The 14,339-nt window shown below is 36.2% G+C and carries 12 protein-coding genes, 1 rRNA gene and 1 pseudogene; 7 read left to right on the top strand and 7 right to left on the bottom strand.

Annotation, left to right across the window (positions count from 1 at the left end; genetic code table 11):
* The first annotated feature begins 157 nt into the window (after positions 1 to 157).
* From rrf to BJK46_RS11780, 5 genes are all read left to right on the top strand, one after another.
* Positions 158 to 272 (top strand): 5S ribosomal RNA (gene rrf / locus BJK46_RS11800).
* Positions 273 to 1,461: 1,189 nt separating this feature from the next.
* The gene (locus BJK46_RS11795) at positions 1,462 to 1,872 is read left to right on the top strand and encodes a hypothetical protein (protein WP_103263717.1); all 411 of its coding nucleotides are present in this window, start codon (positions 1,462 to 1,464) and stop codon (positions 1,870 to 1,872) included.
* Between the two features lie 331 nt (positions 1,873 to 2,203).
* Entirely contained in the window at positions 2,204 to 3,544 is a 1,341-nt protein-coding gene (locus BJK46_RS11790; RefSeq protein ID WP_103263718.1) for an Orn/Lys/Arg family decarboxylase, read from the top strand.
* A gap of 2 nt (positions 3,545 to 3,546) precedes the next feature.
* Entirely contained in the window at positions 3,547 to 4,164 is a 618-nt protein-coding gene (gene tmk / locus BJK46_RS11785; protein WP_014614823.1) for a dTMP kinase, read from the top strand.
* Positions 4,165 to 4,233: 69 nt separating this feature from the next.
* The gene (locus BJK46_RS11780; RefSeq protein WP_014614822.1) at positions 4,234 to 4,563 is read left to right on the top strand and encodes a cyclic-di-AMP receptor; all 330 of its coding nucleotides are present in this window, start codon (positions 4,234 to 4,236) and stop codon (positions 4,561 to 4,563) included.
* A gap of 40 nt (positions 4,564 to 4,603) precedes the next feature.
* Here BJK46_RS11780 and BJK46_RS11775 read toward each other — a convergent pair whose 3' ends face one another.
* From BJK46_RS11775 to groES, 6 genes and pseudogenes are all read right to left on the bottom strand, one after another.
* Entirely contained in the window at positions 4,604 to 5,923 is a 1,320-nt protein-coding gene (locus BJK46_RS11775; RefSeq protein WP_015729817.1) for an ISL3 family transposase, read from the bottom strand.
* A gap of 287 nt (positions 5,924 to 6,210) precedes the next feature.
* Positions 6,211 to 6,912 carry a S8 family serine peptidase gene (locus BJK46_RS11770; RefSeq protein WP_015729408.1) on the bottom strand — a complete coding sequence of 234 codons (702 nt, stop codon included), beginning with the start codon at positions 6,910 to 6,912 and terminating at the stop codon, positions 6,211 to 6,213.
* Positions 6,899 to 7,504: a DUF3885 domain-containing protein gene (locus tag BJK46_RS11765; protein WP_015729409.1), complete on the bottom strand. Its 606-nt coding sequence runs from the start codon at positions 7,502 to 7,504 to the stop codon at positions 6,899 to 6,901. Before BJK46_RS11765 ends, BJK46_RS11770 begins: the two co-directional genes overlap by 14 nt.
* A gap of 14 nt (positions 7,505 to 7,518) precedes the next feature.
* Positions 7,519 to 8,148 (bottom strand): annotated as a pseudogene (locus tag BJK46_RS12525) (SAR2788 family putative toxin); the annotation flags it as partial.
* 666 nt (positions 8,149 to 8,814) lie between these two features.
* The gene (gene groL, locus BJK46_RS11750; protein ID WP_014613420.1) at positions 8,815 to 10,434 is read right to left on the bottom strand and encodes a chaperonin GroEL; all 1,620 of its coding nucleotides are present in this window, start codon (positions 10,432 to 10,434) and stop codon (positions 8,815 to 8,817) included.
* 48 nt (positions 10,435 to 10,482) lie between these two features.
* Entirely contained in the window at positions 10,483 to 10,770 is a 288-nt protein-coding gene (gene groES, locus BJK46_RS11745; RefSeq protein ID WP_015729412.1) for a co-chaperone GroES, read from the bottom strand.
* Positions 10,771 to 10,939: 169 nt separating this feature from the next.
* Here groES and mroQ point away from each other — a divergent pair, with 169 nt between their 5' ends.
* Positions 10,940 to 11,707, top strand: coding sequence for an intramembrane glutamic endopeptidase MroQ (gene mroQ / locus BJK46_RS11740; protein WP_015729413.1), 768 nt, complete (start codon positions 10,940 to 10,942; stop codon positions 11,705 to 11,707).
* Positions 11,708 to 11,819: 112 nt separating this feature from the next.
* On the opposite strand, the gene BJK46_RS11735 is transcribed toward mroQ, so the two are convergent.
* On the bottom strand, positions 11,820 to 13,181 hold the full coding sequence (locus tag BJK46_RS11735; protein WP_112424796.1) for an SdrH family protein: 1,362 nt from the start codon (positions 13,179 to 13,181) through the stop codon (positions 11,820 to 11,822).
* Between the two features lie 164 nt (positions 13,182 to 13,345).
* Between BJK46_RS11735 and BJK46_RS11730 the strand changes: the two genes are divergently transcribed.
* Complete coding sequence (locus BJK46_RS11730; RefSeq protein ID WP_103263630.1) at positions 13,346 to 14,149, top strand: carbon-nitrogen family hydrolase; 804 nt, start codon at positions 13,346 to 13,348, stop codon at positions 14,147 to 14,149.
* The last annotated feature ends 190 nt before the right edge of the window (positions 14,150 to 14,339 follow it).

Below are 14,339 nucleotides of genomic sequence, written 5' to 3'. Positions count from 1 at the left end.
GATGAGGTGAATAGGTTCGAGGTGGAAGCGTAGTGATACGTGGAGCTGACGAATACTAATCGATCGAAGACTTAATCAATATAATTGTTCATAAGGTAATGCTTGTGATAAATATACTTACTATCTAGTTTTGAATGTATGACATTCAAAAACTTAATCTGGTGCCAATGGCAAAGAGGTCACACCTGTTCCCATGCCGAACACAGAAGTTAAGCTCTTTAGCGCCGATGGTAGTCGGACTTACGTTCCGCGAGAGTAGGACGGTGCCAGGTTATTTCAAAAGCTTCGAAGCAATCATTATTGTTTCGAGGCTTTTTTGTATATTCTCTCTTTTTCGCAATGAGACGCTTTGTCAAATAGGACTGATACGCAAAATACAGAGGGGGCGGGACATAAAAACTTTTGATGCGATTGATGCAATATTTTGTTAGACTTGCCCTCCCTACGATTTTCGGTTTTTGATTGCCATCATGGCTTCCCTTTCCTAGGGGCTGGCCCTCCAACTCAATTCGGCTTGATTGAAGTCAACACTTGTTTGAAGCCGAATTGAATTTTGGGAGCAGTACAGAAATCTCATGTGTAACAAAGATTTCGTTGTACTGCCCCCGCAAGGCTGACTAGACTTCTCAAAAGCATGTGCATTGAGAAGTCAGACAGCTACTGCGTTAAACGGTAGCCACTTTTAAAGTAAAGAAGTGACTGCTAGCAGTATGCACGCCTCCCCTCAGGAGTCTCAGCCTTCTGGGCAATCATATTTCAAATACTGCGCAATTGCTTGCAAGTTGATGAAATCAAGAAAACAATCGCATCATTTTTTACATACACCCTTATTTTTCAACGGTTTAATCACCATTAATGGATATCAATCCATAAATAGAAGCAGAGACTGGGAAAACATCATGTCCCGTCCACTCTTTGTTTTAGAAGTGGTGCGAAAGGGTTTTGTACATAAAATCATATGACTGCGCAAATGATCAAATTCATGTATCGCTCATACCTATCAATGGAAAATGTTTTGCTATCTAATTAGAGCTTTTTAGCGGATTAGCTAGGAATTACGTCTCAACTGGTTTTTGGTGTACCCACTAGGTATAACAATATGACAGTGAAAGATTGTTACAGACTGGCAGTGGAATAAATTAAACTATTATAAGAGAAAATTTGCAATTTGGTAACTTCAAATTCCTATGTAATAGAGGTTGTGGTGATATCATCAAAGTCTTTGAAACGTATCAGTCAATGAATATTAGACTGCGACTCCAAAGTTGACACGTACGTTTTCATAAAAAATCATGATAAAATAAACGGAAATATGGACAATTTATAAAAAATTTTTATAAGTTGATAATTTTAGTTGTTTTTATTTATCTTTTATTGTAAAATTTAAACACATCTAGATGTATTGTATTTTTTAGTTTTATTATTTTTGGTTAAAATAAAATTAGAACGGAGTGTATAAGTATGAATTTTAGTTTATTTAGTAAATTAGCTATTGCAGGTGCTGTATTAACAGGTTTAGCTAGTACTGTTACGTTATACCAAGACTCTGGAGTTAATTATGAAGCAAAAGCACAAGAGGAAAACCCGAATAGTCAACACTTTAAGAAAAATGTAGATGATAAAGAACTCGATTTTACAGATATCTTTAGCAAAGATAAAATTACAGCTAAAGAGTTATCCGATAAGATTGCAAAAGAATTGAGTGCGAATGGCTTGGACCCAAAAGAATATAGTTTTACACTTAAAGTAACTACCAAAGATGGTGGAACAATTCAAGGTGACGGAAAAGTCGGAGAAGTTCCAAATAATCAATCAATGGAATTCAACCCTAATAAAGATAAAATTACTGAATTTAAAATCACTAAAAGTTAATAATAAAACTTATCATTTTTAATTTTAAGGCGATAAGAACACTAAGGGCCGTGAGCACCTGGATTTATTCAGGTGTTAGCGGTCCTCAATTTATGTTAATCAGTAGTCTGAGATGAATGAAAAATCTTTCTAAAAAGCAAAATTTTTACATAGAGTTAGTACTTGGAAAATGGAAAGGGACTTATTTTACATTTTTCTCTTTTAGATGTGTTAAAGATATTATAGATAGAGTCATTTGTAGTAATATAGTTTGTAACATTGATATAGTGAATATGTTAAAATCATGATGTTACGAAAAGGTTTAATTGCATAAAAGAAAGGGGGGCTATGGATGCAGCAACCATTAAGAGCGAAAATGTTGGAATGGCGAAAAAGTCAACCGATTTCGATGCATGTCCCAGGTCATAAAAATGGGACAATCGGTGATCTTTCAATGACACAGGTTCCATATGATATGACAGAGATTACAGGTTTTGATAATCTTCATCATGCTGAAGAGGTCTTGTATGAAAGTATGATGCAATTCAATAAATATCCGGGTTATCGGGGTTACTTTTTAGTGAATGGGACGACAAGTGGTATACTCGCAGTCATTCATGCGCTTGCGTCGATTCCGGGGTATGTTGCTATTGCACGAAATGTTCATAAATCAGTATTTCACGCATTAGAATTAGGACAACAAAGCGCGCAAATTTTGGCGACGTCCGTGAGCGAGAAAACAGGACAATATTGCCAACCTGACGTTGGGCGCACTGATTTAGAACGTACGAAATTAGGTGTCGTGACTTATCCGAATTATTATGGTGAAACGTTTGATGTGGCACACGTCGTTGAACAATTTCATCAATTCAATATTCCTGTTTTGGTTGACGAGGCGCATGGTGCTCATTTTGATTTGCCTGGCTTTCCAGAGTCAAGTATGCGAGCGGGGGCGGACTATGTTGTGCAATCTTATCATAAAACATTGCCGAGTTTGACGATGAGCTCGGTGTTATGGATACATCAAGATGCCCCTTATCGTGAATGGATTGAGTATGGTTTACAAGTATTTCAATCTTCTAGCCCGTCTTACTTGCTTATGGAAAGTCTAGAAGCTGCTCAAGCATTTTATGCATCGTATGACAGTACGTTATTTTTTGAAAAAAGAAAGCAACTCATTGCAACACTTGAAAATAAAGGTTTAACAGTGATTACACCACAAGATCCGTTGAAATTATTAATTCGATATAAAGGTATGACGGGCTCATCGTTACAAGCTCAAATGGAAGCACAGGCGATTGATGTCGAACTGTCGGATGAAAATGCGGTGTTATGGGTTTTACCGTTATGGCATCATCAAGACCGATTTCCTTTTGAAGAACTGCTCGAAAGGATTGACCGGATGACTTTAAGGCCAGAAGCACAATCGGTTCATGACAAGCCACCACATTTATTTACACAACCGAGTACATATCGAGCAATTGGCATGCATCCGTCGCGGTCTATCTCTTATCAAAAAGCTGAAGGGCGTATATTATCCCGACATTTAACACCGTATCCACCCGGTATTCCGTCACTGCTAAAAGGAGAAATAGTGACCACAGATATGATAAAATTAATAGAATATTGGCAGTCTAGAGGCTTTTGTGTGGAAGGTCTTATGGATGATAAAATTACAGTGAAGGATGAGTGAAGATGTCTCTGTTTATCACAATTGAAGGTCCAGAAGGTTCTGGCAAAACGACTGTTGTTCAAGCAGTTTCAGAACAATTAGCGCAACACTATGACGTGATGACGACACGTGAGCCGGGGGGCGTACAAACAGCAGAAGCGATTCGTCAAATTTTATTAGATGGAGAAACGATGGATGCGCGAACAGAGGCCTTATTGTTTGCGGCTTCGAGAAGGGAGCATCTTGTTGCAAAAGTCCTCCCAGCGTTATCGCAAGGACGACTTGTCATTTGTGACCGCTTTATTGACAGTTCTTTAGCATACCAAGGTTATGCTCGAAAAATTGGGGTAAAAGAAGTACAAGCTATTAATGATTTTGCGATTGAAGGACGATATCCCGATTTAACGATTTATTTGGATATTCCAGCTGAAGTTGGTCGAACGCGTATTGAAAGTAATCGCCGCGCACAAAATCGTTTAGATAAGGAAAGCGTGGCATTTCATGAACGTGTGGTTGAAGGATATCAGCAACTCATCGCACAAGATCCCAAGCGTTTTGCGGTCATTAATGCGAATCAATCGATTGAACAAGTTGTAACTGCGGCATTACAAGTGATTTTACAAAAAATAGATGCGCAGTAATGTGATTTGAAACCATGTGAAGCCATGTACTCAGATATGTTATACTAAACTTCAAGAGGTGTTAGAAAAATGAAAATGATTATAGCAATTGTTCAAGACCAAGATAGTCAAGAACTTGCAGACAAACTCGTTGAAAACAATTTTCGTGCGACAAAATTGGCAACAACGGGTGGCTTCTTGCGCGCGGGTAATACAACATTTTTAAGCGGTGTGGAAGATGAGCGTGTGGAGGAAATACTTGAACTCATTGGCGGCTCATGTGGCAATAGAGAACAACTTGTATCGCCTATTACGCCAATGGGGGGTAGCGCAGATTCTTATATCCCATATCCTGTTGAAGTAGAAGTCGGCGGTGCAACAGTCTTTGTCATGCCAGTTGAATCGTTCCATCAATTTTAAAAGGTTCTTTGTCAACGTCGGTTGGTGAGACGATAACGCATTAAGCAACGTTATTTTGTTGTTTAATGCGTTTTTTATATTCACTTACAAATACCTTAGAAATCATTAAGATACGATTCCTAAAATTCCAGAAATTTCTATAACCATAAGAAACACGTTTAATCAGTTTTATTTTATTATTAATCCCTTCAATGGGTCCATTCGTTAAATGTCGATGACGCATAGTACTTGAGATATAAGGCATGTATTTGATGAATGTGTGGATGACACGCTTGAGCCCTTTCGAAGTATCTTTTGTCTTTGCATCCTGTAAGATGAACCGTAGTTGCTGGATATCGTTTGCTTTCAAAGCACTTAAAAGACGGTGTCCTGTTTCATATGTCTCTTTGAGCGTCTCATCAAGATTTAACAGGTATTGAACTAAACTGTACTGGCTCTGCCATGACTTAAAAAGTCTGTATGGCTGATATATCATTCGATCTAAATCAATGGGCGCTTTTAATAGTAACTTCCAATAACGCTTTAATTTATTATATTGAGGTCGCTCTTTTGTCCTAAAACCATTCATGACTTGAACACGGCAGCGATTGATTTCACGATTGATGGCTTGTACGATATGAAAGCGATCGATAATGATTTCCGCATCAGGAAATAAATCCTGAATCAGAGCGATATAAGGTGGAAACATATCTATAGAGACCGTTTTTACTTTTTCACGTTGTTTTCTAGAGAACTTTAAAAAATAAGCTTCTAATTGATGTTTGCGACGATCAGGTAAAATATCAATGATATCATGAGTCACACTATTACAGTAAATAAAGCTCATTGCACCTTCGACATCTTTCGTCGACTTGAATTCGTCAAAAGCTAAGTGCTCAGGTAAAACGTAATGTGCGTGTGTCTTCACCGAATTACTTACTACTTTTAAATGGCGATGGACAGTTGAAGGCGATACACATAGACTTTCAGCGATATCTTTTTCAGATGTAACTTTTGATAGTTTCCAGGTCATCATGCGTTTGACCTCATTTGAGATGGTACATCGGGGTTGAATATAGGGCGTTTCAGCTGTAAAGGTTCGTTGGCAAGCTTTACAGTAAAAGCGCTGTTTCTTCAATTTTAAATAGGCAGGTCTTTCAAAAATTAACCCCATATAAACATTCGTTTTACGAAAGCCATGTTTAATAATTAAATGGTTATCATTTTTAATTCCACAACACTCACAAGCACTGGGATGATAAGTCAATTGACCTTCATAGAATAATGCCTGTACGTTTTTATGAACATGTAATCCTAAATTTTGAGTGATTTTTAAATTTTTAACTTTAATTCCTAGTATTTCTGATATATCATTACACATAGGCACAATATCTCCTTAATCGTTGGTTTGGTCACTTACAATTATAGAGATATTTGTGCTTTTTTAATATCAAAAATTAAAATAACGGTCAGTGAATCTCTCACCAACCGTTAAAAATATATAACCTTTTTATTTTGTTATGAAGTGTGATGAGGCTATATCATAACGAGTATGATGTCATTCTAGCATCACATATCTCAAACTTAATAACCTAATTGCCTCATAAATGTTAAAAATTGATTCGTATTTTTAACTTTTGTGCAAACATAATTATTATACGTTGTTAATTAATTTAACTCATTAATTAACTTTAATATTTCATCTTTGTCCATGTTTCTCAAGTTCCTATTGCACAGTTTAGTCAATTTATTAGATACATAAGCTGTAGCCATAGAAGTATTCTCACCGCTATTAGGCAATTTATTATCAACCGAAATGAATACGTCAGCATCATCGTTAGAATTAAAGACAGACTTTGAACCTTCCTTATTCAAGACTCCAACCGATATAGTTTCTTTATAGGAAGCTGGAAATTCTTTACCACCAAAAATGTCGTTACCGTTTGCAGCTACAATAATAATGCCTTTTTCATGAGCTTCTTTTATTTTTCTATGTAATTCAGGATAATTTTTAGTAAAGCCATAACTCATATTTATTATATCGACATTATTTTTAATTGCCCAGTCAAGTGCTGATATAGTATCCTCCAATCTTCCGTTACCATGATGGTTCAAAACTTTAGCATCGTAAATAACTATATCTGCTTCATATTCTATAATTTTTGAAACTTTATTAGCATGTACGCTATTCGAGTTATTGTCAAGAGTAAAATTACGAGATATTACTTTGCTTTTAATAGCTTTCTTTTCAACACCTGTATCTAGAACTGCTATTTTACTTTTTTCATACTTGCAATTATAATTCAAATATATAAATACCGATAATAAAATTAGTATTATTAATTTTAAATAAACTTTAATCCATTTCATGACTTACATCAAACAAGAGGTTGCTGTATTTTTGAGAATAAATTTTATATGACTGCTTATTTAGAAAATATAGCCACAGTCCTCTATCATCATACAAGTGAAATAATATGCCTCTTTTACTATCCATTAAATATATATCTAAGTAATTGTCTTTTTGGTTAATTGTTGGGAATAAACCCTTAAAATCTTGATTGGAAATTGCTCGCACTAATTTTTTATAATTTAAATCCTTCAAATTCTTATTTTTATAAGAAAAAATATAACATTGAATGCCTTCATCATTAATATATTCTTTAAAATCTGGTATTTCGTTATTATTGAAATAACTAAACTTTTCTTTGAATCTAGTTTTTTTAAATGAGTCCCCATATAAATAATATAAAAGAACTATATCAATAGTATTACTTTGTTGAAACAAATCTTGTAAAATTTGAATTGCATTGTTATGAATCCTTGCAAAATAATCTTTGTTAAAGCTTTTTCCATCATCTAAAAAAGGGTATTCGCCTTCACTTAAATCTAAATGAACAGCATTTTCACCTTCAGAGAATTTTAAACCACTTACTTCCATACAACTAATAATATTACTCATTTTTATCAATCACCCTATTTACGAAGTATTTTTCCATCTTTAGTTAAAGTAGCTTTTCTTGTACCACCTTTATCCAACAATTTCCAATAAGATCCTCCATGAGGCTGCCCTTTATTTTTTGAAATAGACCATCCAGTTTTAGGATCTCTATAGACTGGGTTTTTCCCTCTCACTTTTTGTGTGAATTTTCCGATATCCACTCCTTTACTAGTTAGAGGGCTAGAGTTTATTCCTTTCGCCACTTTATGCGTATTTGATTTTATAGCATTACTCACTGCCTTTTTACCGTACTTTTTAATAGTCCACTGGATACCATACCTAGCAGCCATTACCGCCACAACTACTATAGGTGCGGCAGAAGCTTCAGCCAATCTTGTATCAAATTCATGTTCCTCGCCAGTTAAATTATCTATTAAAAACCCAGCTATGTCTTTTTCATCAGCATATGTTAAATCAATTGTATAATCTACCTGTTTAGATTCTTCTATATTAGAGATTTCCCCGGATAAATTAATGTCTCCTGTTTTGAAATCATTAGTTAATACAGTATCTAAATCTAATTCTCTATTATTTATCGATGTAGAAAGACGTGACACTTCGCCATTTTTATCCTCACTAATTTTGGTATTTTTAATGTTTTTATTTTATTATTGTATAATATATTTATTGGTTCAAAGTATTTAAATTCAAATTGCTAAAATGGACGAGACTCCTGAGGGATCATATGCTGTCGAAAATCCAATTCGGCTTCATACCAGTGTACACTGTCAATAGCTGAATTGAGTTGAGGCAAGTCCTAGGAAATGCGAGTCCATGACATCAATTGTGAAAATTTAAAAAGATTATTAATGAGGCAATTTGATGAAAATATATCAAGGTAAGACAATTAAAAATTGTTATGTCCCCCACTGTTACCTATGAAGTATATATTGATACTCTTCTCTTGAAAATGCATGGATTTTAATGTGAATATTTCTTGTTTATTAATACTTGATTGAAAGGTGAAATTAAAGACAGTTAAATATTTAATCGTAGGAAAGGGGCTGGGACACCCTATTTATGCGCCGCTTACCTAATACAGTTGTTTAAAAATACGACTTTAAAGATTTATGCTGAGATTATCAATTCACACAAAAGGGCGCTTCCCATAAGTTTTGCTCGCTTAAGGAAAACGCCTCAAAAGAATGAATTTAAATGTCCGTTTGGTTCATCTGAATTAAACGGCATTTTTATCTTTTTGAAATCTTTTATGTTATTAATATGTCATTCACAATTATAAAATGCCATTAAATCAACATTTATAAGCTGTTTTACATCATCCCTGGCATGCCGCCCATTTGTGGCATATCATTCCCTTTATCTTCAGGAATGTTTGCAACTACCGCTTCAGTTGTTAAGAACATTGCCGCAACACTTGCTGCGTGTTGTAATGCAGAACGCGTCACTTTTGTTGGATCCACGATACCTGCTTCTAACATATTCACCCATTCATCTGTAGCAGCGTTGTAACCGATACCTGGTTCAGCATTTTTCATTCTTTCAACGATGACTGAACCTTCAAGACCTGCATTTTCAGCAATTTGACGTACTGGTGCTTGCAATGCTTTTAATACAATGTTCACACCTGTTGCTTCGTCACCTTCCGCTTCGATTGCTTGGACGTCTTTGAAAATGTTCATTAATGCCGTACCTCCACCAGCAACGATACCTTCTTCTACCGCTGCACGCGTCGAGTTTAATGCATCTTCAATACGTAATTTACGTTCTTTTAATTCAGTTTCAGATGCCGCACCAACTTTAATGACTGCTACACCGCCAGCTAATTTTGCTAAACGTTCTTGCAGTTTTTCACGATCAAAGTCAGAATCAGTTTCTTCAATTTGTGCTTTTAATTGACCTACACGTGCATCGATGTTCGCAGTATCACCATCTCCATCAACCACTGTTGTATTGTCTTTAGTCACTTCAACTTTGTTTGCAGTCCCTAACATATCTAAAGTCGCTTCTTTTAATTCAAGACCTAAATCATCTGTAATCACTTGTGCACCTGTTACAATCGCTAAGTCTTCTAACATTGCTTTACGACGATCACCGAAACCAGGCGCCTTAACTGCAACCGCTGTAAATGTACCACGCATACGGTTTAAGACAAGGTTTGTTAACGCATCGCCTTCTACTTCGTCCGCTACGATTAAAATTGGACGGTTGGATTGTACAATTTGCTCTAATAAAGGCAAGATGTCTTGGAATGAAGAGATTTTCTTGTCAGTAATTAAAATGTATGGTCTTTCTAATTCAGCAATCATTTTGTCAGAATCTGTCACCATATATGGCGATTGGTAGCCACGGTCAAATTGCATCCCTTCAACAACTTCTAGTTCTGTGTTAAAACCGTTCGATTCTTCAATTGAGATAACACCGTCATTACCAACTTTTTCCATTGCTTCAGAAATGTAACGACCCACTTCTTCATCTGCTGCAGAAATCGCGCCGACTTGTGCAATTTCTTCTTTGTTTTCAACTTTTTGAGAAATATTGTGTAATGATTCAATTGCGACTGCCACAGCTTTATCAATACCTTGGCGGATACCGACTGGGTTCGCACCACTTGTCACGTTTTTAAGTCCTTCTTGAATCATTGCTTGTGCAAGTACAGTCGCTGTTGTCGTACCGTCCCCTGCAATTTCATTCGTTTTATTCGCAACTTCTTGAACGAGTTTCGCACCCATATTTTCATAAGGGTCTTCTAATTCAATTTCTTTTGCGATCGTTACACCGTCGTTCGTAATAAGCGGTGCTGTAAATTCTTTATCAAGTACGACATTGCGCCCTTTTGGACCAATTGTCACCTTAACAGCATTTGCTAATTTATCGACACCACGTAACATTGCTTGACGTGCATCTTCAGAGAATTTTAATTCCTTTGCCATTCTATTACCTCCGTTGTTGGATTCATTTGTTTTATATTCAATGTTTGATTAGTCTTCAATCACAGCTAAAACTTCATCTTCAGTTAACACTAAGTATTCTTTGTCGTCACGTTTCACTTCAGTTCCTGCATATTGTTGAAACACAACACGATCGCCTTCGTTGAGTTCAGGTTTGAGACGTTCACCATTGTCTAAAATGCGTCCCGGACCTACCGCAACGATAACACCTTCATTTGATTTTTCCTTAGCTGAATCAGTTAAAACAATACCACTTTTCGTTGTTTGTTCGTGTTCTTTCTTTTCGATGACTACACGATTTCCTAATGGTCTAAGCATGTATGAGTGCCTCCTTATGTTCAACATCAATTTAGCACTTTCATATATTGAGTGCTAATTTAATTCTATAATAATCAAAATTGGTCAAAATTTCAAGCGTTTACCTTTAAAGCCATTGTCCATACCTTTATTTTCCGTTAGAATAAAAGAGATTGAACGGAGGCTAATTATGAAGAGATTTTGGGTTTCACTACTCACCGTAGTACTATACATCCTTGCACAAATATCACCTTATATTGCACGTGCGGTTGGCTGGATTCAAACAGGCAACCAAGCACAATTGTTGCGGCAATCGATAGCAGTTCAGTTCACTGCTTTTATCATTGTCGCCATTTTAATCATCATACTTCAGATTTTTGTGAAAAATAAATTGAACTTTGAACTTGGTCCGAAAGAGAAAAAACGCTATGTACTTCCCTATATATTAGTAGGTCTAGTTATTGTGTTTATCGCACAAATGGTTGTGAATCTCATTTCTGTCCAACTATTTGGGGCTAATCCTGCGAGCGAGAATACGTTAAGAATCATGGAAATCGCTCGTCAGATGCCAATATTTATTGTGTTGATAGCGATTGTCGGACCATTATTAGAAGAGTTTGTCTTTAGAAAAGTATTGTTTGGCGAACTGTATCACGCAATTAAAGCGAATCAATGGGTCAAATTCACCATTGCAACGACGATCAGTTCTGCAGTATTTGCTGTTGTCCATATGGATTTTTCACATTTCTTAGCTTATTTTGTCATGGGTATCATCTTTTCGGCATTTTATATTTATACAAAACGTTTGAGTGTGTCGATTGGTATTCATATGGCTCAAAATGGTTTGGTTGCACTCATTCAACTCATGATGCCTGAAAAAATGATTGAAGACGCCGTTAAGCAAACACAATTCATTCTTTTATTAACTTCGCATTGGATGTCTTTTTTCCTTTCATAAACTATACACGGTCTGCTTCACAAAATTACTTTTAAATACTTCATATTTATTTTTTACAATGCACAAAGGGTTAAGACGACTTTAGTTAAAGCGGCCTAACCCTTTTTTTGATTTATTTCCAAAAATGATGCAGTCGTTTCCATAAAATCATACTGATCAGGCCGACAAAACCGACCATGACAATGCCAATATATATCATCGGCTTGTAACTTAATGATTTTCCTGTATCTTCTTTCGTATTTTTCATATGATGTGTATTAATATTTTCTCCTTGCTGTTCAATTTTCTTCACTTTATCTTGCTGATGCTTATTAACCAATGACTTATCACCACTTTTCTTGAAATCTGGCATCGAACCAAATTCCCCCGTAACGAGTGCTAGTACTTGTTTATCTAAACGATGATAGTATTGCTCTGTGGAAAGCGGGTTAAAATATTGATATCTAAAATAATCTGTACTTTGTTGCAAGTCATCTAAAAATGCATTTTGAGAAAATTGTTCTTTACGACTCAAACTTGCAATATCATGTTGGTCTTGACTTCCAAATTGACTTAAACGCGCAACCTCTTCTTTAAACAATGGATTATATTTATAATTATTATTCAATAAACCTGCGTATTCATCATAAGCCGATGTACCATACTGATTCGAATGATTGGTGCTTGAAACTGAACCGTTTTGATGGGTATCGCTTGCATTGCCATTTGACGGTTGCTCATTCGGTGGTGGACTTGCTTCACTGCCACCTCCACCATTGGGACCCGTTGTTGTACCGTCATTACTGTTTCCACCGTTATCAGTGGCAGGTGGTGGGGTGTTGTTTGAACCATCTTCCTTTTGATCCGGGCGATTTGGCGCTTTAGACGGTGGTGCTGGTTTGTTTCCTTTGTCAGGTTTTTTATTCTCATCTTTTGAAGGTTGGTCTTTGTTCGGTTGATTCGGCTTCCGATGATTTTCTTTATTCGGTTTTTCTCCACTCTCTTCATCTTTGTTTGTTCCTGGTTGATCAGGCGGAGACGGTTGCTCTTCTTGACTTGGGGTGTTGTGATGATTGTCTTCATGAGATGGCACTTCTTCAGTACCCGGTTCTTCTATAGATGTGTCTTGTTCTGTACTCGGTGCCGTTGATTCACTTTCATCCTTTGCCGAGACCTCATCACTCGGGTTCACATTTTCCGTTGACGCTGCATCCGTTTCATTAGTTGAAGACACAGTTATCTCATTGAATGATGGTGTTTGAGTAGTGTCACTATCTGAAGTAATGGCGCTTCGTAATTCATCCATGTGTGCCCTTTGATCATATGATGAAGTGGTCTTCAATGTATTCAAAGCTGGCATCCTGTTATTGATATCTGCTGCTTGAACAACGTCATGTGTTAATAAAAGAGGTGATACAACACATAAAATACTCGTTGAACCGATTCCTAATTTTAATAGTCGCTTTACGCTATGTTCTTTTTTATATTCTACCATCAGATTCACCTCTGATTGTTTAAAGTTTTTTAACAAAGCCAGTATAAACAAAAGTGACTACGATTACCACCCTCATGTATATATGATTGTATTCAATTAAGATTTTTGTTAAACCGTTCATCATTTAGTACACTAAGATTAATTCAGAAATGAGGATGATGACGATGCAAATACAATTATTTCAAATTAATGTCGCAATCGCTAATTCACGTCAAAACGAACAAAAAATCGCTACGTTATTTGAACAACATTTAGATGATCAAACGGATGTCGTAGTCTTGCCTGAAATGTGGAATAACGGCTATGCATTGCCTCAATTAGATAAGTTAGCAGATGAAGATTTAGCACAAAGTTATGCTTTTATACAAAAATTAGCACAAAATTATCAAGTGGACATTGTTGCGGGATCTGTTTCTAACCGAAAAGAAGGTGCCGTATACAATACAGCCTTTGCCGTCAATCGACGTGGCGAAAAAATTTATGAATACGATAAAATTCATCTTGTCCCGATGTTAGATGAACCAGACTTTTTAACCTGTGGCAAGTCTGCCCCCTATCCTTATTCGCTCTCTGACGGTACAAGTGTTTCTCAAATCATTTGTTATGACTTACGCTTTCCAGAATTGAGTCGTTACCCTGCAGCACAAGGCGCAAAAGTGATGTTTTATGTCGCACAATGGCCCGAAGTTCGACTCACACATTGGCGTCAGTTATTACAAGCACGTGCCGTTGAAAACGATATGTATGTGGTTGCTGTCAATGGCAGTGGTCATGATGGTAAAACAACGTATGCAGGTCATTCAATGGTAGTGGATCCAAATGGAGAAATAATCGCTGAAGCAGATGAAAATGAAACAGTGATGACCGTCACATTAGATCTTCAAAAAGTAGACACACAACGCCGTGCTATTCCAGTTTTTGAAAATATGCGACCGTCTGTATATCGCTACGCACAAAAAGAAATATAAAATATGAGGCGCTACCTCTCTTATTCAAGAGAAGTAACGCCTTTTTTTATCATGGTTATATATTTTTAACGGTTGGTGAGAGATTCACTGACCGTTATTTTAATTTTTGATATTAAAAAAGCACAAATATCTCTATAATTGTAAGTGACCAAACCAACGATTAAGGAGATATTGTGCCTATGTGTAATGA

Source organism: Staphylococcus pseudintermedius, from assembly GCF_001792775.2.
GTDB classification, from domain to species: Bacteria; Bacillota; Bacilli; order Staphylococcales; family Staphylococcaceae; genus Staphylococcus; species Staphylococcus pseudintermedius.
The sequence above is the reverse complement of the archived record's forward strand: the minus strand, read 5'-3'. Positions and strand labels throughout refer to the sequence as shown.